Source organism: Rhizobium sp. BK529, assembly GCF_014194105.1.
Classification (GTDB): Bacteria; Pseudomonadota; Alphaproteobacteria; order Rhizobiales; family Rhizobiaceae; genus Rhizobium.
The window spans coordinates 157741-180515 of sequence record NZ_JACIAU010000005.1 but is presented as its reverse complement, the minus strand read 5'-3'; the positions used below and the strand labels follow the sequence as shown (position 1 = coordinate 180515).

Annotated in this window: 16 protein-coding genes; 6 read left to right on the top strand and 10 right to left on the bottom strand. The window is 57.1% G+C overall.

Translation table 11 applies throughout. The annotated features are described in order from the left end of the window. Positions 1 to 93: 93 nt before the first annotated feature. Entirely contained in the window at positions 94 to 6996 is a 6903-nt protein-coding gene (locus FHX08_RS26110; protein WP_246698380.1) for a hypothetical protein, read from the bottom strand. A gap of 535 nt (positions 6997 to 7531) precedes the next feature. Here FHX08_RS26110 and FHX08_RS26105 point away from each other — a divergent pair. Beyond that, positions 7532 to 7954, top strand: coding sequence for a hypothetical protein (locus FHX08_RS26105; protein ID WP_184327888.1), 423 nt, complete (start codon positions 7532 to 7534; stop codon positions 7952 to 7954). A 762-nt stretch (positions 7955 to 8716) separates the two neighbouring features. Here the strand turns inward: FHX08_RS26105 and FHX08_RS26100 are convergent. Together FHX08_RS26100 and FHX08_RS26095 are read right to left on the bottom strand one after the other, a co-directional pair. Further along, positions 8717 to 9589 carry a LysR family transcriptional regulator gene (locus FHX08_RS26100; protein WP_184327887.1) on the bottom strand — a complete coding sequence of 291 codons (873 nt, stop codon included), beginning with the start codon at positions 9587 to 9589 and terminating at the stop codon, positions 8717 to 8719. Between the two features lie 17 nt (positions 9590 to 9606). Then, positions 9607 to 10820 (bottom strand): IS3 family transposase gene (locus FHX08_RS26095; protein WP_184327886.1). Its coding sequence is split into 2 segments (ribosomal slippage): positions 9607 to 10484 and positions 10484 to 10820, totalling 1215 coding nucleotides; the frame shifts between segments, so codons are not numbered across the junction. Positions 10821 to 11034: 214 nt separating this feature from the next. On the opposite strand from FHX08_RS26095, the gene FHX08_RS26090 reads away from it, so the two are divergent. Then, positions 11035 to 11301 (top strand): helix-turn-helix domain-containing protein, encoded by a 267-nt coding sequence (locus FHX08_RS26090; protein WP_184327885.1) that lies wholly within the window; start codon positions 11035 to 11037, stop codon positions 11299 to 11301. A 100-nt stretch (positions 11302 to 11401) separates the two neighbouring features. On the opposite strand, the gene FHX08_RS26085 is transcribed toward FHX08_RS26090, so the two are convergent. Together FHX08_RS26085 and FHX08_RS26080 are read right to left on the bottom strand one after the other, a co-directional pair. Continuing rightward, entirely contained in the window at positions 11402 to 12040 is a 639-nt protein-coding gene (locus FHX08_RS26085; protein ID WP_184327884.1) for a hypothetical protein, read from the bottom strand. Continuing rightward, positions 12040 to 12456 (bottom strand): RusA family crossover junction endodeoxyribonuclease, encoded by a 417-nt coding sequence (locus FHX08_RS26080; RefSeq protein WP_184327883.1) that lies wholly within the window; start codon positions 12454 to 12456, stop codon positions 12040 to 12042. The genes FHX08_RS26085 and FHX08_RS26080 overlap by 1 nt, the downstream gene beginning before the upstream one ends. Positions 12457 to 13184: 728 nt before the next feature. Here FHX08_RS26080 and FHX08_RS26075 point away from each other — a divergent pair. The 3 genes from FHX08_RS26075 (at position 13185) to FHX08_RS26065 (ending at position 16424) form a co-directional block, all read left to right on the top strand. Beyond that, the gene (locus FHX08_RS26075; protein WP_184327882.1) at positions 13185 to 13688 is read left to right on the top strand and encodes a hypothetical protein; all 504 of its coding nucleotides are present in this window, start codon (positions 13185 to 13187) and stop codon (positions 13686 to 13688) included. 11 nt (positions 13689 to 13699) lie between these two features. Continuing rightward, entirely contained in the window at positions 13700 to 15058 is a 1359-nt protein-coding gene (locus FHX08_RS26070) for a clostripain-related cysteine peptidase (RefSeq protein ID WP_184327881.1), read from the top strand. A gap of 187 nt (positions 15059 to 15245) precedes the next feature. Then, a complete protein-coding gene (locus FHX08_RS26065; protein ID WP_184327880.1) occupies positions 15246 to 16424 on the top strand; it encodes a hypothetical protein in 1179 nt (392 codons plus the stop codon). Between the two features lie 272 nt (positions 16425 to 16696). Here the strand turns inward: FHX08_RS26065 and FHX08_RS26060 are convergent, their stop codons facing one another. After that, positions 16697 to 17935 (bottom strand): ROK family transcriptional regulator, encoded by a 1239-nt coding sequence (locus tag FHX08_RS26060; protein ID WP_184327879.1) that lies wholly within the window; start codon positions 17933 to 17935, stop codon positions 16697 to 16699. 114 nt (positions 17936 to 18049) lie between these two features. Here FHX08_RS26060 and FHX08_RS26055 point away from each other — a divergent pair, with 114 nt between their 5' ends. Continuing rightward, positions 18050 to 18946 (top strand): aldose 1-epimerase, encoded by an 897-nt coding sequence (locus FHX08_RS26055; RefSeq protein WP_184327878.1) that lies wholly within the window; start codon positions 18050 to 18052, stop codon positions 18944 to 18946. 72 nt (positions 18947 to 19018) lie between these two features. Here the strand turns inward: FHX08_RS26055 and FHX08_RS26050 are convergent, their stop codons facing one another. The 4 genes from FHX08_RS26050 to FHX08_RS26035 are packed head-to-tail and all read right to left on the bottom strand — an operon-like array spanning position 19019 to position 22774. After that, complete coding sequence (locus tag FHX08_RS26050; protein WP_184327877.1) at positions 19019 to 20086, bottom strand: ABC transporter ATP-binding protein; 1068 nt, start codon at positions 20084 to 20086, stop codon at positions 19019 to 19021. Further along, entirely contained in the window at positions 20083 to 21015 is a 933-nt protein-coding gene (locus FHX08_RS26045; protein ID WP_246698379.1) for an N-carbamoyl-D-amino-acid hydrolase, read from the bottom strand. The genes FHX08_RS26050 and FHX08_RS26045 overlap by 4 nt, the downstream gene beginning before the upstream one ends. Beyond that, positions 21012 to 21950 carry an NAD(P)-dependent oxidoreductase gene (locus FHX08_RS26040; protein WP_184327876.1) on the bottom strand — a complete coding sequence of 313 codons (939 nt, stop codon included), beginning with the start codon at positions 21948 to 21950 and terminating at the stop codon, positions 21012 to 21014. The genes FHX08_RS26045 and FHX08_RS26040 overlap by 4 nt, the downstream gene beginning before the upstream one ends. Beyond that, positions 21947 to 22774, bottom strand: coding sequence for a carbohydrate ABC transporter permease (locus FHX08_RS26035; protein ID WP_184327875.1), 828 nt, complete (start codon positions 22772 to 22774; stop codon positions 21947 to 21949). The genes FHX08_RS26040 and FHX08_RS26035 overlap by 4 nt, the downstream gene beginning before the upstream one ends. Position 22775: the final 1 nt, after the last annotated feature.

Sequence of the window (22775 nt, the reverse complement as noted above, 5' to 3'; positions counted from 1 at the left end):
GATGATCACGGATGCCGTCCTGTGTGCCTCTAGGCGAGACGATGCACATCGATCGGACGTGCGTCGCCATGATGTAAACGATCCTCACAAGTCTCACGCAGCGACACCGTTGGTGTTCTTCTGCCAGGCAAGGCTTGCGTCCGCCACGAGGCGCGTCTGGCCGTTCGTCGTCTCATAGCTGCTCGTGCCCGTGATCGCCGAACCGTCATCGAAGGCCTGGCCTCCGGCCGGGTTCGGGATCAGGTTAACGAGCTTAATACCCGCCTCCGACATGGTTAGGAGTTCGCCGGCATCGCTCACGCCGTTCTGATTGCTGTCGCGCCAGATCCGGAACTCGCTCCAGCGGGCGTCGTTGGCATCGAGAACATTGTCGTGGTTCGTGTCGAAGACAAGACGGAGGCCGTCGAGGTCGGAGATGTCGGACGCGCCATCATTCTCAGGCCACAGTGCGAACGCCAACTCGCGTGCCTGATCGATGATCCCGTCAGGCCCGGCAGAGCCGTCAGCACCGACATCGATCGCCAGGAAGCCATCATTAGGGCCAACCCATGCGGTCTTTTCGGTCAGCCCATCGCCGTCCCAGTCAAAGCCCACCGAGGAGGTTTCCGGTATCCCGAGCTGATCAAGGGGACGAAGATCGATGTGACTGTCGCCGCTGAGGTCCAGGAGGACGGGCGAGCTAGAGTTATGGCCGCCGGAAGCTTCGTAGGAGGCAATAACGTTCCCATATCGATCCTTCCGAACCCACCATTGCAGGGGTGATCCCGATCGGCTCGAATCGTATTCATACTCAGTGGTGCCGCCATCGTCATTGACATCATTCCGGCTGGTGAGCTTCCCGTTCCTGTCGTAGTTCAACTCCGCAGTCGTATAGATCTCCTGGTTGAGATAGTCGTAGTAGATGGTGTGCCATTTGCTTGTGTCATCCATCCAGATCTGGGTCGTAGCGAGCTGCCCCGACGTGGTATAATGGTTTTCCTGACTGCTCCAATTATTGGTTCCGGTGTAATCGTAGATGTAATCGATCTCGGAATTATCATCATAGCGATTATTCTGCTGCACTGTCCTGCCCGCACCGTCCTGAATAACCAGGTAGTTAGACCAGGAGGCAGCGTTGGCGACGTCATAGACGTAAGAATATGTATATCCATTATCGTACTTGACCGTCTGGTTGGTGAGCTTACCGGCGGCATCATACCATGCCTGTATGCTGTTCCATTCGGTTCCATTCGATGGATCGTATCGAACATTGGTCCGGGTGCCATTATCATTGGTCTGATCGACAGACGTCAATCGTCCGGCAGTATCGTAGTATTGCGCATACCGTGACCAGGTCGTTGTGTTGGCCGGATCGAGGCTGACGCTGACCTTGGTGCCGTCATCCTGATAGGATGTGGTATTTGTCAGCCGGTTGCTCGCATCGTAATATTCCTCGATGCGGCTCCAGGTTTCCGCATTCGCTGTATCATACCTCACGGCAACGCGTGAACCGTCATCGTTGGTCTGGTTGACGGACGCCAACCTTCCCGCTGCGTCGTATTGTTGTTCGATTCTGGTATAGGCCTGCGTGTTCAGCGGATCGAAGAAGGTGGCGGAGGTCAGCAACCCGGCCTTGGTTGCGTTGGCGATACTCAGTTGTTGACCGCTGGCTCCATCGTAAGTCGACGTTGCCGAGCTGCCGTCGGCGGCAACGATGGTCTGCGCGGTTTTGCGGCCAAGCGAATCCGTACTGACGCTGGATGACAACGAGCCGAAAGCGTTAACCTGATCCACCGTCGTCTTCGTCAGCGCGCCGCTCGAGTTCAGATCGACCTTCGTCAGCGTGATCGAGCCATCCGCATGCGTCACCGACGTCTCGGTGTGATCATAGGTACCGTTATTGTCGGTATCCTTCGACAGCGTCGTGACCATCCCGTCGGCGCTGGTCGAGATCGTTCCCTTTGCCTTGACCGTTCCGTTGGCATTGGTTTCGGTCACCGTCGTGACGACGGAGCCGTCGACCTGGATCGTCGACTGCACGATGGTCTCGAAGACACCATTGCCGTCATAATCGTATTTGGCGACCTTTGACCGACCATCGGCCGACGTCGTGGTTTCGATCCTGGCGGCAATCGCCTGGCTCCAATATACGGCGCCCGCCGTCAGATTGGAGACCTTTTGCGCCGTCGCATTGTTGGTGACCACGGACACCGAGGCGCCGGTCGGATCGACGGTAATCGTTTCGACCTGATCGACTATTCCGTCGCCGTTGATATCCTTGGACGTCGTCTTCAGCCTGCCGTCGGCCGACGTCTGGATCGTCGTCTTCGCAGCCAAGGTGCCGGCCGGCAAATCGTTATCCGACATCACCATGATGCTGCTTCCATCCGCATTGGCAGTCACGGTCGTCACCCGTTGGCGATCGATCGTGCCGTTGCCGTCGAGATCCCAGGTGGTCGTCGTCTGCCGCCCGTCGGCGGATATGACGACAGTTGACTTTTCCTTGACCGTTCCATCGGCATTGAAGTCCGTCGTTACCGATGTCTGTATGCCGGAATTGGCCGTGACCATCTCCTGATGCTGGTCGACAACTCCGTCGCCGTTACCGTCCCGGTCGATGGTGACAGTCGACTTATCGGCGCTGGTGAGCGTGACAATCTTCCCGATCAGGGTTCCGGCGCTGTCGGTCGTTGCGACGGTTTCGCGAACGGCGCCGTCGGCGAGTACCGTGGTCGTATCGGTGACGGTCTGGTTGCCAAAGCCAGGACGCTCCTGGCTGGATGTCACGACCAGACCGTTGGCACTGGTGGTGGTGATGGTCCTGGAGATAAGCGTACCATCGGCCTTCTTGCTTTCCACCGTCCTGGTCTTCGTGCCATTGGCATTCAAGACCGTGACATCGGTCGCCGTCTGGCTATAGGAGCCGGCGCCCGTCGGATCGATTTGGGTGGTGACGGAGAGGCCGTTGGCGCTCGTGGTGACGAGAGTGCGGCTGGTCAGCGTTGTGCCGGTCAAATAGCTGATCGTCTGCGTGTTCGAACCGTTTGCGTTGAGGACCGTGACATCAGTCCGGCTCTTGTCGAACGTCGTGCCGCCACCAGTGCCGGCGGTGTCCCATTTGGTGGTCACGGTCAGGCCGTCTCCCGATACTTCGGTCAACGTGATGCTCTTGGTGACCGCTCCGACGACATCCTTCGTCGTGGTCGCCTTGTTGCCATTGGCCTTCAAAACCGTGGTGGTGGTCGTCGTCTTGTCGACCGTGCCATTGCCGTCGCTGTCATATCCGATGGTCTGCGTCAGGCCGTCGGCAGTGGTTGTGACGGTCTTCGAATCCTTCAGCACATTACCGGCGCCGAAATCGCTGAGAGTCTGGATTGTCGAGCCATTGGTCTGCTTTGCCGTGACCGATTTCTTGTCGATATTGCCATCACCGTCGACATCGACGGTTACCGTGGTGGTCAGCCCATGAGCGGCGACCGCGGTGACTGTCTTGCTTTCCAAGGCCCCGCCCGCCTTGAAATAGGACAGTGTTTCGGTGGTGCCGCCGTCGGCGTTGAGAGTGGTGACATCGCTCATCGAGCGGACAGTCGCACCGCTGGCATCGGCCCAGCTCGTCGTCTTGCTCAACCCGTTGGCGTTGACATTGGCGGTCGTCCGCGAGATCAGCGCGTCGCCGACGCCCTTCTTCGTGATCGTCTCGGTGCGGCTGCCGTCGGCATTCAGCACCGTGACATCGGTCGTGACCAGTTCAAAAATGCCGTTGCCTTCGAGGTCTGCGCTTGACGTCTTCGACAGCCCGTCATCGGAAGTCGTGACGATGGCCTGGCTTTCGAGAGCGCCGGAAGCATTGTACTGCTTGATGTCGTCCTTCTTGGTTCCGGCATTGTCAATCGTGATCGTTTCCAGACGATCGACAACCGCGTCGCTGTCGATCTTGGAGCTTATCGTGGTGGTTTTCTGGTCGGCGCTAACCGTGGTGATCGTCTGCGAGATCAGCGTGGTATCGGCTGCCTTGACCGTTTGCGTTGTGGTGACTGGTCCGAGCGGGTCGAGCGTTTTCTTCCACGACGAAGTCTTGTCGACCGTCCCGTCACCGTCGAGATCGTAATCGGTCTGGCCGTTGAGACCATTGAGATTGGTCGTCACCTTCGTCGAGTTCGCGAGTGTCGTGCCCCGGAAATTCGATATGGTCTGGAACTGCAGCCCATAGGTGTCGAATGTCGTCACATCGGTCGTCTTCGTGTCGACCACCTCGTCGGCGTTGATGTACTCGCTCGTGGTGATCGACTTGCCGCTGCCACTGGTGACGATGGTCTTCTTGTCGAGGCGTGTGGCATCGCTGCTCGTCAGAGAAATCGTCTGGGTTTTGCTTCCGTCGGCATTGAGCACCGTCTGGTCGGTCGTGATCCGATCGGCAACGCCATCGTGATTCAGATCGGCCGATATGCTCTTCGTCAGACCATTGCCGCTGACCGTGCCCGTTGTCGTGCTGATCGTCGATAGATCCGAAGCGTATTGCCGCTCCCACGTCGTCACATCGCCGTTGGCCGTGGTCGTCTCGACGTGTCGGGTATCGGTCTGACCGTCGCCATCCGCGTCCGTCACGATGGTGGTGTTGTGGCGATCGGCGCTGACTTCGGTGACGACCTGGGACTTGAGCGTTCCGTCGGCGCTCGTGCTCCTCACCGTCTGCGTTCGCTTGCCGGTGGCGTCGAGAATGATGTAGCTCTTCGTCGTATCGTCGACGACGCCATCGCCGTCGGCATCCGTCGTGACGGTCTGGGTCAGGCTGTCGGCGGTCGTGGTCGTGTAGGTCTTGGAGATCAGCGTTCCGTCGGCGCTCTTGGTGGTCACGGCTTCGAAGCGCATGCCAGAGGTATTGCCGGTGATGACGTCAGTCACGACGAGGTCGTTGACGCCATCGCCATTGAGATCGCTGCTCGTCGTCTTCGACAGGCCGTCGGCCGATGAGACGCTGACCGTCTTGCTGACCAGCGAGCCGTCGGCGTTGAGATTGCTGACCGTATTGGTCGTCGCCCCGTCGGCGCCGACCACGATTGTGATCAGTTGGTCGGTCTTGGTGTCGCCGTTCTCGTCCTCGACAATGGTGATCGACTTGCCGTCGAGACTGGTCGTCGTGACCGTCTTCGACAGCAGCGTACCGGTCGTCCCCGTCTTCGTGCGATGCTGAACCGTCTGCGTTCGGTTGGTCGCATCGATGACGGTAACATCGGTATCGGTGAAATCGATAGTGTTATTGCCGTCCACGTCGCTCGTCGTGGTCTTGGACAAGCCGTTTGCGGTGGTGACCGTCGTCGTCTTCGAACGAAGGATAGAGGACGCGTTGGTGTTGTAGACCGAGCTCACGAGCGTTACGTCGCCGTTCGCTGCCGTCGAGGACGCCGTGACAGTCTTGGTTTCGCGGGGGCCGTTACCGTCGGTGTCGACCCCTACTGTGATGGTGCGGCCGTCACCGCTGATAGTCTGGTCGATGGCGTTGAGGATTGTATTGTTCGAGGCGCGATCGATGGTCTGGGTGGTGCGTTTGCCATCCGTCGCGATCGTGGTGGTCGCGGTGGCGCTATGCTCGTAGACGCCGTTACCGTCGACATCGTATCGGGTTGTCTTGATCAGGCCGTCAGCGGACGAATCGACCTTCACCGTCGTCAGCACGGTCCCGTTTATGCTGAGCGTCTGCGTCGTCGTTGTCGTCGAGCCGTCAGCATTCAGGACAAAGGTCTGGCGCTGGTCGATGATACCGTCGCCGTCTTGGTCGACCGTCGTCGTCACCGTCAGATGATCGGCGCTGGTGACCGTCGTGGTGCGGTCCGAAAGCGACCCATCGGCATTGAAGTTGGAGACGGTCTTCGTCTGGACGCCGGAGGCATCGACAACAAGGACATTCATCTGCGAACGGTCGAATGTGCCGTTGCCGTCATCGTCGAACTGTGTCTGGACGCTGCGCCCGTCGGTGCTGGTAGTCACCACATTGCGGAAGGCAAGGCTGCCGTCGGCATTGTAGGCAAGGATGGTCTTCTCGACCGAGTTGTCGGCCTTCGTCACGCTGGTCGTCTTGACGATATAGGCCGCCTCATCGTTCGCAAGCTTGGCGTCGCCGACGGTCCCTGTCGTGCCGTCAGCGCGGGTGAACGTCGTTGTCCCTGTGATCGCGGATCCGTCTTCGAAGGTCTGGCCGCTGCCCTTGGGCGTCAGGTCGATCGAGGTGATGCCGAGGCTATCAAGGGTGACCAACTGGCCATTCACCTCCACCCTGAATTTCGACCATTGCGCGTCGCCGGCGTCGAGCTTGCCGTTGGCGTTGGTGTCGAAGATATGCTTCAGCGCCTCGAGGTCGCCCGTCGCCGCAGAGTCCCATTCAGTGAACGCGAATTCGCTCGACCGACTTATCTTACCGTCGCCATCCGCATCGAGGACGAGAACACCGGTGCCCTGGGCCGCCCAGGCGGTTTGATGCTGATAGCCGTCGCCGTCGAGATCCAGGAATTTTGAGGAGGTCGACAGGGTTTCGATGCCGAGACCCAAACCAGAAATATCAAGGAGAACCGGGCGCTGCCCCCAGGAACCTCCATAGTTGTCAGTGTCTTCATTATCGCGCTTCGCGCCGCCGGGGCTCCAACCGTTTAGCGACGCTTGATTACGTTCATCTCGCTCGGTCGGCGACAGGCCGCCATAAGGTCGTGAACCGGTGTCGGGATCGTCACTCCACGTGTCGACGAAATACCCGCCGATCGTGTGGCGGTCCCAATCGCCTGGTGATGCCCAGCTATGATTTCCGCCCACGCCGTAGGTACTGTAGGCAGCTCCATCACCGCCTCCAATATAACCTCCGAGTCCATTGGGTCCGCTGTAGCGGTCCAAATCAGCCGCAAAACCCCACTGCGACCACTCGTTCAGGCTCGCAATCGGCGAGGCTGGCGGTGTCATCGGCAACGGGTCCAGGATCGGCATGAAGGGATCGGGTACGTACGCTGGGATCTGCACAGTCGGCAAGGGCATCGTCGGCAGCGGATCCGAAATCGGCACAAACTGTTGCGGGGCGTATGTAGGTAAATTCCCCGCGATTGGAGAGTAAGGCTGCATCGCGAAAGGAATAGAGGGCTGCCCAAAGCTGATGTCGACGGTAGTGCCCCTAAGTCTGGGATCATCGGGATCGATAGTAGTTAATGTGAAATTTTTGCCCGCAGGGGGCGACGCAAGCCCGCCTTTGAATGGTTCAGTATAAAATTTCGCGTCGAAATATCTTTCGGCTTGGCCGTAGAAATCGAAGATCGCCCCCGCGAGACGATCGATCTCAGCAATTCCATCAGGGTTCACAACGTGTGGTTTCAGGTCTATGAGGGCCTCTCTTACCATCAAGACCTCCTTGAGACGCCTATCCATGCCTTTCTGGGGCCCATCGCGATACCAAGATTCGTCACCTTCGAGTATGCTTCGAAGGAGATCTTGCGTATGTTCACGAATTGATTGAGGAGATACATTTGAACTCGCCCCGATCGCTGGCAGTTCAGATCGAGAAACGCTGGAGTCCGCCATGACTATTTTTACTCCTATTAAGAAAATTCTTTCAACTCTATCGTTTAAAATAGGGCTAGGATTTTTTTTATTGATTGTCCATACTGGAAGCGCGTCAGAAGTGACTAAAAAAGTTGATGTTATGATCGTCAGGAAGGGCGAGGATGCGCTATGGAAGTCTCAACGCTGCGGTGACAGTGCTTGCGATTTTGAATTTGGAAAAATAAAAGTAAGTATCATCGTCGGCGAACAAATCTATATGACGGTATTAACTCAAGGAAAAGACGATTACTGCTGCTTGTTTTCAAATGGAAGCACCACGGCAAAGAGATTCAACATGAACAAACCAGTAAGGGAGGACCTATATCGATTTACCCCGACCACAAACGGCCTCAGATTTTATAACTATTTTGGCCAGATTTTTGTCAAGGTAGCTGAGTGATGCGACAATCTTTCCAACAAAACGCCTCCGAGGCCTTCCGTCTGGAACCGCAACCATGCAGGCCAATATGTGGAAACCTTGTCTTTGGCTTCGCTCCGCCCTATCGGAATGAAATTATTTGAACTTGACGAGTTCGAAGGATGGTATCAGCCGCTCCGATTCCGGCTCCTTTGCGAAAAGGAAGACCGTCGCCAAGTTGTGAATTATTTCGCCTTTGTGTAATTTAGCAGTTTGCCAAATAACAATAACAATAACTATGACCGGGGACAGAAGCAAATAGTCCACAGATAAACTCGACGGCAGACACGACTTCAAGAGATCGATGGCATCAATCGAGCGACGACGAGGGATGAAGATCAGATGAGGCTTGAAGCGACAGGCGATCAGCTAAAGAAAGATCGCTTCAGCGTTGCTCGAGAGCATTCCTGGCTCTTGGTATCGAGATCTCGTTACTATGGGAGGAGAGCCACGTGTCGCTATTTACGCCGGTCTCGATTGCGATACTTGTATTTTACCGCTCTATGGTTTCGCGCTGACTGGCCTCACTATGCCGAAGCGGTTCTGGGAAAAACGCAAACCACTGTTGGTTCAACTGTATCGCAGCGCGCCCTACTGACCGACCATGACCTGCGGGAGGTAAAGGTTCGGCCTCGGATCGAGAAAAAGAACATTTTCAGTGTGAACTAACGCCGGTATAAGGCGACCGTTCCCATCTCACCGCTCGCCCTCTGCTCCACCCCTATATCGCCCCCCGCTTTGACCTCACCTGCCCGGCCGCGCCAGTGACCGCGCGATATCGATGATGTCGTCGCGGCCGGCAGTCGGATCCTCCCTGTTCCAGGCAACACCAAGGCCGATCTTGAAATCGATCCCCCTCACCTTCTTCAGCTCAAAGCCGCGGTTCGGCAGATCCTGCGTCCATTCCGGCACGAAGCCGATGCCAAGACCGGCCGAGACCAGCGACACCAGCGAGAAGGTGTCGTCACAGGTGTAAGTGACATTGTCGGTCAGATCGTGCTCCTCGAACTTTTCGGCAAAATAGCGCTCGCTGTAGGAGAGGTTCTGCCGGGAGAACGAGATGATCTTCTCGGAGCGCAGATCCTCAAGATCGATCTCGCTCTTCAAGGACAGCGGGCTCTCTTTGGCCACCGCCAGAAGATAGCGCTCATGCGCAATCGAGAAGAAGCGCAAGGAGCCGATATTCTCCACCGGCCGGATGAAGCCGAGGTTGATGCGGCCTGCCTCGATATGGCGGATGATGTCATCGGTGGTGCCGCTTTCGATATGCATGCGGATATCGGGATATTTGCGGCCGATGCGCGACAGGAAGGACGGCAGCACGCCGATGGTGGCGGGATAGACAGTGCCAATGGCAATCCGGCGCGCCGTCTTACCCCCAACCGACCTCGCGATCTCCCTCGACAGATCGATCTCACTTAAGATCCGCACCGACCGTTCATAGAACGCCGCCCCTGCCCTCGTCAGTTCCACCCGCCTGGTCGAGCGGATGAAGAGCTGCACGCCGAGTTCCTTCTCCAGCGCCATGACTTGGTTCGACAGAGCCGGCTGGGCGATATGCACCTTTGCCGCCGCACGACCGAAATGCAGCTCCTCGGCCACTGGAGTGCCCCCCATTTCGCCGGACAGATCAGCTATTGAGACAATGCTTTGATGAACTCCCTTGGAGAGGCCATCTTCAGCGCTGAGTGTGGATGGATTTCGTTGTAATCCTCGATCCATCCGTCGATCTTCCGGAGAGCTGTATCGGCGTCCGGAATAGGCGAGATGCGTATGTAGTCGCGTTTCAGGGTTTTGACGAAGGCTTCAGACATGCCGTTCGATTGTGGGCTGGCGACGGGCGTGAAGCATGGGATCAGGTTGAGGGCTTGAGCAAACAGCCTGGTCTCCCTCGCGGTGTAGGTGCTGCCGTTATCAGACAGATGTTCGATGGCATGCGGGGCTCTGGTTGTGCCGAAGCGCTTCTCGACGGCTTCCAACATCATGTCTCGAATGTCGGAACCGGATATCCCGGCATTGGCGACGGCTGCCCATGAGATGATTTCCCGGTCGAACGCATCGATGATGAACGCGAGACGGACCACCTCGCCATTCCAGCAGGTGAACTCAAGGCCGTCCGAGCACCAGCGAAGGTTAGACCGCATCACCATGACCTTGCCGTCGTGGACACGGCCTATTCGCACCGCCGTATGTTTCTCAAGGATCATAGCATGATTGGCCATGATACGGTGAACCCGCTTGCGATTGACGACGGGCAGATCGGCGGCTCGCCGCTGCCTGTTGAGAAGGGCAGCGATCCGCCGATAGCCGTAGGTCGGTCGAGCATCCACGAGTTTACGAATGGCAGGCAGCAGCTCGGCATCGTCCGCTTTGAGATATGATCTACGCGGCTTGGACTTGCCTTTGAGACGCTCGGCGAGATTGGACCGCGATACGCCAAGGACGTCAGCCACGGTCTTCATCGGGAACCGTCCTTCGGCAACAAGATCGGCCGCGATATCGGTTTTTTTGAGCTCGCTTTGGAAAGGGCTTCGCGGAGAATCTCGTTCTCCAACGTCTTGCGCCCGAGGATGCGCTCAAGCTCGCGCACGCGATCTTCCAGCCTCTTCACCTCGGAATTGCCGATAACTGGCTCGTCAGAATCCACGGCCACCGCACCTCCCTCGCTCAGGAGCCTGCGCCAGCGATACAAGAGGTTTGGCGCAACTCCATGTCGCCGCGCCGCAGAGGAAACGGTTTCCCCGGCGGCATAGCTTTCCTCGATGATCTGCAGTTTGCGTTCCGTTGTCCAGCGTCGTCGCCGGACGTCACCGATCATCAGATCAACCTGTCGAAACTCGTTAGACATAAGCCTATCCTCAAGCCTGTGCTTGAGCCTTCCTGCTTATGCTGAGTGTCCGGTCGAAAGTGGGGGCAGTTCAGCCACCGCAACGAAGTAGGATAGCTGGCGTAGTTCCATCGAGCCAATCTCCTCGTGATGCCTCTCCAAATCCTGCATCACGACTTAATTAGGGACTGTCAGTCCGTCGATTGTCAAGCCTCGCATATGCGTTTCTTGTCGAATGGATGTTCGAGAAACGATCGGCTGGAACCTACGACGTCTGCGCGTAGCCAAGGGGCTATCGCAAGAACGCCTCGCGTTGGAATCGGAGATTGACCGGTCTTACGTCGGGCGTGTCGAACGCGGAAAGGAAAACGTCACGGTGTCGACCTTGGCGGCTTTCGCCCGCGTTCTTGACGTGGACGTCTCGGCCTTATTCTCCCCTATCGATCCCAACGCCCAAAAGCCAAACGCTCTTCAGTCCGGGAGAAAGCGAAAGCGATCCTGACGCCAACAGTATGTCAATCGCTCATGTATTGGCGCTCTGGAAAGGAATCGAACCGAGAACCCGCGACGCAAGTCTGCTAAGTCGTTGCGAAGTCTCGAGACTAAGCCTTCCGACCCTTCAAGAATGAGACGAGCTGATGAGTAATCCCTATGAGGCCCTGCAGTTGGTCAACTGAGGGCTCAAGATCCACATTCCCATGGATGACTTGGTTGCGTATCGTGGCGAGATTTCGCAAAGTTTCTGCTTGGCTTGGAGTCACAAACCCGCCAGTCGCCAGCAGTTCAACCACACGTCCAGGGGTTTGTGCTTTTAGGGTTTCACTAGGCTCCAAGTGTCGAGCGATGGCTTCGAGAGATGCCCATGCGAGTAAAATTGAGGCTCGCGGATCAGTCAATTTGTCCAACGCTTCAACAGTACGTTCAATGGCGGCGACGCTTGCAATTGGGACCTGCCGTTCAGCTTGCCCACCATAAACGACCTCAAGCCTCCAGTCGGGGTGATCCGCCAATATTTCCCGCAATCTTCGAATCTTTGCTTGTGCAGTCGGGCTGCCTTTCGCCACAACTTCCACAATGATATTGCCCTTTGGACCAATCGCAACAGCGTCAGCTTTATAGTCGGCCAGAAACGCCGGAAGGTCTGATCTCGTGGGACTCCGCACGACCCTGTAACCCTGCGCACCAAGACGGGGCAGATAATCATCCAGCGCGTTTCTTTCGACTGCGGCAAAGTCAATCATTAGAAGCTTGGTTCCCCAGGGACTGCATCTACTCGAATATAGAGGATTGGGCCTTCCGATCCTAGTGCCTCCACCAACTTGTTGGACGGGTTGGCGAAAGCTGCGTTTGCATCCGGCCCGAACCTTTGAACCACAACCCGATCAATAAGGCTATCATCGAGATAAACCGATGGGATCATGGCGTCGAGAGTTAGCTTGATGATATTATCGACGTCGCCAATCATTGGCGCTTGAGGAAAATAAAATAATGTGACCGAGAGCCGAGTTTCGTCGAAGGACCACGCTCCCTCCGGCAATGCGGCCAAGGCCGCGTTTGCAACCCTGGCTTTCCATTCCTGGCGCGGTGCGGAAAGCTCGCTTTGAGAGCTGACCGGAGTTCCCATTACGTTAAACTCAAACGGCAAATCTGGCCACATGGCTCCTCGAGTCTTCGGTCAATAAAATATGCTCACTTTAGAACAGATACCTGCGCAATTTTCCACGCTTGAGTTTTCGAGGTAAGCGCCTTCCGCTACTGCTGCGCCAGTTGCCAGTCGTCCGGAATTCGCGCTCGCTTTTCAGCAAACGGCCATACGCTCATAATTGGCTCGAGCTCCGACAACACACATTCAAGTACATTACTAGCCGAATACAGAATTCGACGCGTGTGTGAAAGGTTGCCGTATCAAGAACGTTCCTTTGAGTGAGTTTTATAGCCCCTTCGGCAAATTCAGGATGTGTATCAAAACGGATTTTGAAATATTTTCTCTTTGATTTTTTGAAATATTTCGATCGAACCAAGACGCAGTATTCCACCGGCGCCCGTCCAAAGATATGGATTGGTGAAGCGAAAGCCCTGTATCTCCTGGTAATCTTTGGTCCCTTCGATCTGCTCACACAATCTGGCAGCGAACAAGTCCAGCGAGCCAGGAGGAAGGCGGCAGCAGTTGAGTCTAGGCGAGTGTTTTCGACAAGACGAGCATTCTCGGAATTAGTCGAAAAATAAAAAATCCCTTCGAAGCTATACAAATATAACTTGCATCGGAAGAGTAATTATACAATCTTGATCGCAAGGGCCCACTCATAATCAATGTTCAAACGCGCCGTCCTGTCGGCTCGCGTGTTCAATAGCTTTGTTATCGTCTTACGCATCCGGAGGGGTCTGATGCGGGCTTTGTTTGTTGCTTTAGTGGGCGCGGTTTTACTTTCATCATGCGCTGGAGTGCAGGTTAAGCGGGTTGTCTCGGATAATCAGTCAGGGCTGCGTTATTGGCGGCCAGCACCGTATTTGGCGTACGTGCGGACGACGACCGACAAGGGGTCAAGCTGTGAGTTGAAGGCGTTCTATCTTCCGGATAAGAGCGAGGAATATGCCATCACATTCACGGCTGGGATGGGCACAGCGAAAGTCAATCCGACTCTAGCTGATGGATGGAACCTCACGAGCCTCGACAGCGACGTGGATAGCAAGACCGCCGAGAACATCACCGCAATAGCAAGCCTCGTGGAGAAAACTGCCGCAGCCGTCGCCCCGACTGGAACACGCGGCACTGGGTCCGGCGGCACGGCTGGGCGAGCACCTGAACGTTGTGAAGGTGTGTTCCGCGTCACGTACGATGGGTCCGGCCATTTCGCGGGGTTGGCGCCGGTTTCTCTAAGCAAGTTATGAGGAACTCTCCCATGCGCAGGTTCGCCACGGTGAAAGCAATTTGGCTAAGCGTACTTCTCGCATTGTGCGCTGGGTCCTATGCGTTTGCCGCAAGCAATCCGTCCACGCCGCGCCGGTCTTGGACGATTATGATCTTCATGAATGGCAAGAATAATCTGGAGCGAGACGCACTCAACAATTTCCATGCGATGGCTTCCGTCGGAAGTACGGACGAGGTTGCAATTGTGGCTGAGCTCGGACGACCGAAGAACCCCTCGTCATCTGACGGCGGCTGGTCTGGCGTATACCGGTTCCTCGTCGGCAAAGATACACAACCGCGGCCGAAGAATGCAGTAGAGAAAGTTCCCGCCGGCAAATCAAGCGACATGGGCCGGGTCGATACCCTCACAGACTTTGTCGGATGGTCGAAGGCGAAATATCCTGCCGACCATTACATGCTCATCGTTTGGAACCATGGTCAGGGATATCGGCTGCAAATGTCGGCCGTGTTATCGCGAGCGTTGGGCGGAACTAGCGCTGCTCGGTTGAACAATGCGCCAAACGCCGTTTCTTTGGGCGGCTTCCGAGCCGTGTCGAGCGACAGCGACACCGGTTCGATTCTCTATAACTCGGAGGTGCAGCAGGCGATTGCGACACATTTCAAAAACGGCGAGAAGCTTGATGTTCTTGGCTTCGATGCCTGCCTCATGGCGATGCTGGAGACAGCCTATGCCTTCGAGACATCTACTCGGCTGATGGTGGCCAGCGAAGACCTAGAGCCCGGCGATGGATGGCAATACGCTGACTGGTTGGACAAAATTGTTGCCAATCCGGCAATGTCCGGCGAGGAAATCGGCAAAGCGGTGGTCAAAAGTTACGCCGATCACTATGGCGACAGCTACTTCACCACGCTTTCGCTCCTCGATCTTTCTCACGCACGGGACGCGGCAGCCGCTCTAACGACGTTTTCTGACGCTGTGCGAAAGGGAGGCAAGAGCGAACTCGAGGCGATGCAAAAGGCGAGGAAGGAACTTTCCTCATACGGAGACTGGGATACACCGCCCAGTCATCTTTCGGTTGATCTGACGACGCTGCTTGAGCGTTTCGCGGCATCTTCGTCGAGCGAGCCGCTCCGGCAGTTGGCGGCGCGTGCGGTTGAGAGCACTCAACTGATGGTTCTCGCCAACTATGCCAGCGCTCGGGCTCAGGGAGAACCTGGTGAAGATCTTTACGGCTCTAAAGGCGTCGCGATATACTATCCTCGATCAAGCCGCGACTACAAACAGGACCCGTTCCGCCAAGGCTATCAAAAAGACAATCGGGACCGGCCCATCACCTTTGTTCGCGATGAACGTTGGGCTGAGCTTCTCCATGTGCTCCTTGGCATTTAGGAGGTGGGCGATCGCCACCTTGCTCCTGGGGTGTATCGGGGCCCCAGCGTTCTCGCAGCTTCGCATTTCGCCTAATCTTGGCGGACCGACCCCGGCCCCCACCTGTCTGTTCAAAGCTGGGCCGTCGCATCAAAACGATCGTCTCGCCACGACGATCGTGGCACCCCCGGCGGATCGTGGAGTTGTCTTGGTTCGGACGGTAGAGGCAGGTGCTTCGGTTTTGCTGCGAGGTGATTCGGGAGACACGCGACAATATTCAGTATCGATCGCTTCGAAGTTTGCCCATGATGAAGATGCAGCATCTGCGGTCTGTCGTGACATGCGGTGGTCCCCGCGAAGAGGCGCGCTCCTCGCCAAGGATCTCCATCGGCTTGAAGGTTCAATCTGGATCATCGAGATACGAATACCGGCATCAAAGCGCGGACACCGAATCGAGATATGGTCCGACGACAGACCACGGTTCTCTGACGCTCAATCGGGACCCGGCAACATCGCGTTTGGTCTGCTTTGCGAGAGTTGGCAGCCCGACGGTCAGACGCAGCATCGCGCGGAAGGATTCTCAGAGAAGGTGCTTTTAGATGTCTTCATTCCATCCGCAGATCTCGGTGCGACTGGCCTTTCCGACCTGCGCGATACTGTGTTTGACGCTGCCGCGATCTGGGTTGAAGCATGCCGCGAATGTCGCCCAGAAAATCTTGCGGTTATTCGCTACAACGACGAAGTATTTGTCAGGCCACCGCTAGCGGACTGGCTGCTCGAAACAAAAGCGAACAGAAGCGCAAAGTCAGCAGTTGAGGCTGAAAAAGATCTGGCGGCGAGGCTCGAAGATAAAGTCTTTTTGAGCGCGGGAAATGAAGATCCGGCGGTGAAGGCACTTTCACGTTACGTACCGTTACCAGATCAGTCGCATTTCTGTAGCTTGCAAGGCACGGAGGCCACTCCAATCGTGTTCTCAATTCAGGGCGCTGTTTGTAGGCCCGGTTCAATGCCGCAGGAAAGGCGAGCCAGAATCGAGGTGGCAGTCCGAATGTCGGGGGCGACTCGTTGTGGGACAGACCCGGAAATTATTGCCTGCCGCGCCGACAACGTCCTGACGGAGCTGAACGGGAAAGACTATCGGTTTTTGTTCCAATCCGGAGCCACTCCTATTGGCGGCGGAAGCCTGGAGCTCGAAATCCTTCCGGTTTTCGCCCATGAGATGGGCCATTGGATCGGATTGGGCCATATAGACGGCGGAAACAGCCTGATGGCGTCGAGCGCCGAGCGGGCTCGATGCATCGACGAGAAAACGATTGCGTCCCTAAGCTCACAGTTAGGACAGGAAAGTGGAGCGGCGGAGGCATTTCGCTTACATGACGCGCCTTAGTCTTTGTCGAACCTGAAACGTTGGCACGAGGTCGCGCCGGAATGTCGCTAAGCCAGAACAAGTGAAGGCATGAGATGCAGACGCAGGGTTGTTCATTTTATGGAATACTGCATGGTGCTCTCCTCTTCGTTTTTTGTATTCGCGATTCAACATTAGCGGCCTGCTAACCTGCGACTTGCAAACCCCATGAGATTGGACGCATCTCATGGAAGAAGCTGGCCGGTTTCGACTTCGACTGACTTTTTTCGGTCGTGTGTCAGATGAGTTCTTGCTTAGGCTGCGGCCTTATCTGGGAAGAGAAAGTACTTTTCTTTTTTGACAAGCCGGGAGGCTTGCTCGATCGCCCCGAGAACACTCGCTCTGTCCGTCAATGCCGACGGCTGGATTTCGACCGGAAATGGGACCAGAGACGCGATGCGCTTACCGAGATCACCGACGAAATCGCCACCCGCGCGAACAAGTCCGCCCCCCACAATGATCTTGGCTGGATTAAGAACGCAGCACACAGCCGCAAGGCCGCGTGCGGTACGATCTAGCAGAACAGATACGATCTCTTGCGCTGCGTTGTCACCAGAACGGGCCGCAACGAAGACCATCTCCGCGTTGAGTCTGGAAAGATCACCTCCACACGCAGCCTTCAAGGAGGGAGACCGATCCTGCTCGACGACTTTCCTCGCGAGGCGCGCGAATGCAAGACCTCCCGCCGACCACTCAAACGACCCTAGACCGTCTGGAAAATCTTGGTCATCCGACGGCATGCTTCCAATTTCTCCGGCAAAACCCGAAGAACCTTCATATACCTCTCCCCGGACCAACATCCCCATGCCGATCCCATTTCCAAGATGAACATAGACAGCATCGTCAATGTCCCTCGCCGCGCCATGACGATGTTCCGCAAGCATTCCGAATTGGGCGCGACCACCCGCCATTACCGGACGACCAAAAGCATTTTCGAATTTCCGGAAAAGAACGTCGCGGAAGGGGAATCCCACCCAATGCTCGAAGCCGGGCGCGAGTTGGATCGTCCCGTTGGTGCGGTCGAGGAAGCCAGGAAGACCCAAAGCACCCGCCCAGATCCGAGCGTTTCCGACCGGAACGAGAGCGCACAACTTCGATGCGACTTCGATGAGTAAATCAAGAAAGACGTCCGCCTCAGGCGCCCTTTCAAAATGAATCTCTTCAGAAGCAAGAACTGTCCCTCGCAGGTCCGACAAAGACGCGCGCAAACGACTTTTGCTCAGGTCGTACCCGACTAATAGACCGGCAGTGGGATTAAACGAGATATGATTCGCCTGCGGTCCTGGGTTCACTCTCGCGATTTGCGGCGCGACGGTTTCGCGGAAATATTCCCGGGCAACAAGGTCGGCAACTATGGCGTTGACGGTCGGCTTGGACAGGCCGGTCATCCTGCCAATCTCTACTCGCGACAGACCATCATGCATCTCAACCGTCCTCAACACCGTCAGGGCGTTGGCTTCCCGCATAATTCCGGCAGAGGTCGCAACTGTCATAGCAATACTCCATAATTGTAAATGCTCTTAACTGTTAAGAGTGTTTACAGTCAAGCAAAATTTTGTAAGGTGCTCCAGAGGCCCTGAAACCGGCTTCGGGCGAGATGGATCGAGATGGAAAAGCTGCAACTGTTGTCGGATGAGCTACTCGTAGAGCCGCGCTGCGGAGCAATCTACGCGTGGCGGGTTTGCAGGAACAACAAGTCCAAGGACCTTTTTCGCACCCCGAGGGCCGACGCGACGGTTGAAGCCGATCCTCTTACTATGGGCTGCTTTCCATTGGTCCCCTATTCAGGCCCGGTCGTTGGTGGCAGCTTCCGATTTGGTGGCGAGAGTTTTGAGCTCGCGCGCACCCACTCTATGCTGCGTGAGCCGATCCACGGAAACGGATGGGTTAATGAGTGGGAAATCGTCGAACGGTCGGCGACGATGCTTGATCTTCGACTGCAATATCGCTGTAGGGATGGATTCCCATTTAAGTTTGATGCTCGACAAAAACTGCGACTAGTGCCGAGCGGCCTAGAAGCGGAGCTCTCGGTAACGAACGCTGATAATAAGGTGATGCCCGCGGGAATTGGTTTTCACCCATTCTTCCCGAAAGACAGCGACACGACATTGAAGGCTAAGAATCCTTACATTTGGCCTTGTGCTCTTGACGATGCCAATGGAGAGGCGCAATCGACCCCGCCAGATAAGGATTTCTCCGCTGGGCGCGTTCTTACTGGTCTGGTGGCCGATGACTGTTATTCTGGTTGGAACCGGCGAGCGACGCTGACTTGGCCAAGCCGTGGCTATCAAATCATCATTCGCGCGCACGGCCTCTTTGACAAACTGGTTGTCTTCGCGCCGAAAGACGAAGACTATTTTTGCGTCGAACCCGTCAGCAATATAGATAACGGGTACAACAAAATGGCCGCGGGTGTCCCAGGTCACGGAATCAGAGAGCTCGGGGTCGGCGGCACCATAGTCGGCCGGGTGCGCTTCGACGTGGGCGCGGCGTCGCCAACTTAATAGCAAGCAGGCGAAGCGGTGGCCGAACTCTTTTCCTGCTCTGTAGGAGGTACAGCTTCAGGCTTGAATACATCACGCGACATCGAGACGCTCGCCCGAAGCACGGTCAAACACATGCAGCTGGTGCATGACGGGCTTCAGCCGAATATAGTCTCCCGAACGGACGCGTCGTCCGCCGGTTTCGATACTGACAAGATGGTTGCCGTCTTCGGTGGAGGCATGGACAAAGGTCTGCGCCCCGGTAGGCTCGACTAGCGTTACCCTCGCCTGAAGGCCGCCCTCGTCGTCGAGGAGAAGATCTTCGGGACGGATTCCGACAACGACTTCGTTCGCCTTGCCCGATAAGGCAGCGTCTGAGCGAAATGCCACGTCAGGGCCTAGTGAAATGCTGCCGGTCCCATCACGCCGGGCATCGATGAAATTCATCTGCGGAGACCCGATGAAGCCCGCGACAAAGGTATTGCGCGGCCTGCGATAGAGTTCCATCGGGGAGTCGACCTGCACGATTTCTCCCTTGTCCATAATCACGATCCGATCAGCCATGGTCATAGCCTCGATCTGGTCATGTGTGACGTAAATTGTTGTCGTTTTGAAGCGCTGCTGCACCTCTTTGATCTCTGCGCGCATAATAACGCGAAGCTTCGCGTCGAGGTTGGAAAGCGGCTCGTCAAACAGAAAGACCTGCGGATCACGAACAATCGCCCGACCCATCGCAACGCGCTGTCGCTGCCCTCCCGACAGTTCCTTGGGTCGCCGCTCGAGCAGTGCTTCGAGATGCAGCGTGTTCGCCGCCTCCAGAACCTTCGACCTGATCTCGCCTTCCGGCCGCTTCTGCATGCGCAGGCAGAAGCCCAAATTTTCCGCCACAGTCATATGCGGGTAGAGCGCGTAGCTCTGGAAGACCATCGCAATGTCCCGCGCCTTGGAGGGCAGATGGGTAACATCGCGTCCGCCGATCCTGATCGAGCCGCCGTCGGCGCTCTCGAGGCCGGCGATGATCCGTAGCAGCGTGGACTTGCCACAGCCCGAGGGGCCGACCAGGGCGACGAACTCGCCGTCCTCGACATGCAGGTTGATATTCTTGAGTGTGTGGATGGCGCCGAAATGCTTGTTCAGGCCTTCGATGCTGACTGCCGTCATCGTGTACTCCCATGCGGCGCGAGAAGCCCCTGATAAAGTTCGGGCCGCCTGTTGCGCTCAAAGTTGAATTCCTCCGCCTTGCCGTTCAGGCAATCGTCGAGATCACAATCCGCGACCGCGATCTCGTCGCCCAGGCCGCCGGTCTCGGCGATAACGCGGCCGTCCGGATGGATGATGCACGATCCGCCCATGAGGTCGACGCCATCTTCCCTGCCCGCCTTGGCGACGCCGACGACAAAGGTGGAGTTCTGGTACGCTCCCGCCTGCATGCACAACCGGCTCTGGAACATGCGCAGCTCCGCCGACTGGTCGGCGCGGGGATTGTGGAGCGGGGTCGTGTAGCCGAGCACGATCAGCTCGACACCTTTCAGCCCCATCATCCGATAGGTTTCCGGCCACCGACGGTCGTTGCAAATGCACATGCCGACCCGACCGTCGAAGGCATCCACCACCGGAAAGCCAAGATTGCCGACCTCGAAATAGTATTTCTCCAGATTTTGAAACGGATCGGCAGGCCGATGATCCGTATGGCCGGGCAGGTGAACCTTGCGATACCTGGACACGATCCCGCCGTCTCCACCCACGAGGATCTGGGTGTTGTAGCGGTGGACGACCGCGTTCTCGACCGCAATCTCGGCATAGCCCAGGCTGAAGCCGATACCGCGGCCACGTGCGAGATCGAAGAGTGGCTGCACGTCAGCATTCGGCATCGCATGCTCATAGAAGCCGTCCGCTTCGACGAGATCGGCCAGATAGGCCCGGGGGAAAAAGGTGGTCAGGGCAAGCTCGGGAAAGACTGCAAGATCGCAGCCTTCATCCGCCGCCCGCTCGAGAAGCTGCATCATGCGCTCAACCGTTACCCGCTTCGGCTCGCCGGAATTCACCGGTCCCATCTGCGCCGCTGCGATCCTCACGACACGGGTCATCATGCCTTCTCCGTTATGGCGCCATAAGCGCGAACATGGGCGATCAACTCTGCAATGCCCTGTTCCATGGATATGCGGGGCACATAGCCCAGGTCGTTTTCGGCCGCCGCGATCGAGAATGGCGGATGGCGGTCTTCGCCGGGGTCGGTGCTCTCACCGATCTCGTAGTCGAAACCGGGAACGAGGCGGGAGACCAGCCCGGCTATGCTGTCGAGATCCCGGCGCTCGCCACCGGTGATCGTGTAGCTCGATCGCAAGGGCCGCTCGGCCTCGAGCGCCAGAACGATCGACGCGGCGGCATCGCCGACATGCACATATTGCCGGAAGTCGTGGAGCCCATGATCGAGCAGGCCCCTACGCCCTTGCACGGCCGCATCGACAAGGGTGCGGATGGCGCAGAAATGCCTGCGATCGGGGCCATAGACCGTGCTGATCCGAAGTGCGATCGTGCTGAACCCGAACTGCTGGCCGTAGCCGGCCACGACGAGTTCGCCGGCAGCCTTCGAGGCGCCATAGAGGCTCTTGGGCCTGAGCAAGACATCCTCGGCGACGGGACCGTCGCCGGAAATGTCGCCATAGACGCTGGTGGAGGAACAATAGACGAAGCGGCGAATGCCAGCTCTACGCCCAAGCTCCAGCAGGTTCATCGTGCCTCCGACATTGACGGGCGCGATCAACTCCGGATTGTTCCTGGCATCGGCGGGACCGGAAATCGCGCCACAGTGAACGATGGCATCGATACCGCTGTCGATGAGAGCGTCGGTCGCCCGCCTGTCGGTGAAATCGAGTGCCTGGCAATCGGCTGATGTGGTCCGGTCGGTCGCCAGGACCAGGTGGCCTTCGCGGCGCAGCGCGTGCGCGGCAGCCTTGCCGATGAGGCCCGCCGCACCGGTGACCAGCACGCGCAGACGCTTCGCGTCGGATTTCGGCTCGCTCATTTCACTGCTCCGAATGTGAGGCCGCGGACGAGATGACGCTGGCCTATCCAGCCCATGATCAGCACGGGTCCGATCGCGAGGACGGCGGCGGCCGACAACTTAGCCCAGAACAGGCCTTGGGGCGCAGAATAGGTGGCGATGAACGCCGCGAGCGTCGCGGCCTTGGTCGTCGTGAGATTGATGCTCCAGAATGCTTCGTTCCAGCAGAGAATGATGGACAGCAGCGCGGTGGAGGCGAGCGCCGGACCGGAGAGCGGAATGAGGACATATCGAAACTCCTCCCACAACCCAGCGCCGTCGATGCGGGCGGCTTCGAGGATATCGCGCGGGATATCGCGAAAGAACGAGTAGAGCATCCAGACCACGATCGGCAGATTGGCGAAGGTGAAGAGCACGACGAGCCCGACATGGGTGTCGATCAGTTTCATGTCGCGGTAGAGAATATATATTGGGACCAGGACCCCTACAGGCGGCATCATCTTGGTCGAGAGCAGCCAGAGCAGCGTGCCCCTGGTCTTCGCGGTCGGAAAGAACGCCATGCTGTAGGCCGCGGGAAAGCCGATCACCAGCGCCAGCACGGTCGCGGCGACCGAGGTGTAGATGCTATTGAGCGCGAAGCTCAGATAATGAGAACGGGCGAGAACCGTGCGGTAATTGTCGAGCGTCGGCCGGAAGATGAGCGACGCTTCGGGCGACAGTGCGTCGATCTCGGTCTTGAAGCTGGTCAGGAACATCCAAAGAATGGGGAAGATAAGAAGGATCACCGCGGCCCACCCGGCGATGAAGTTCAGGCTTGTCGAAGATGAAGATCCGGGCGTTGCCATT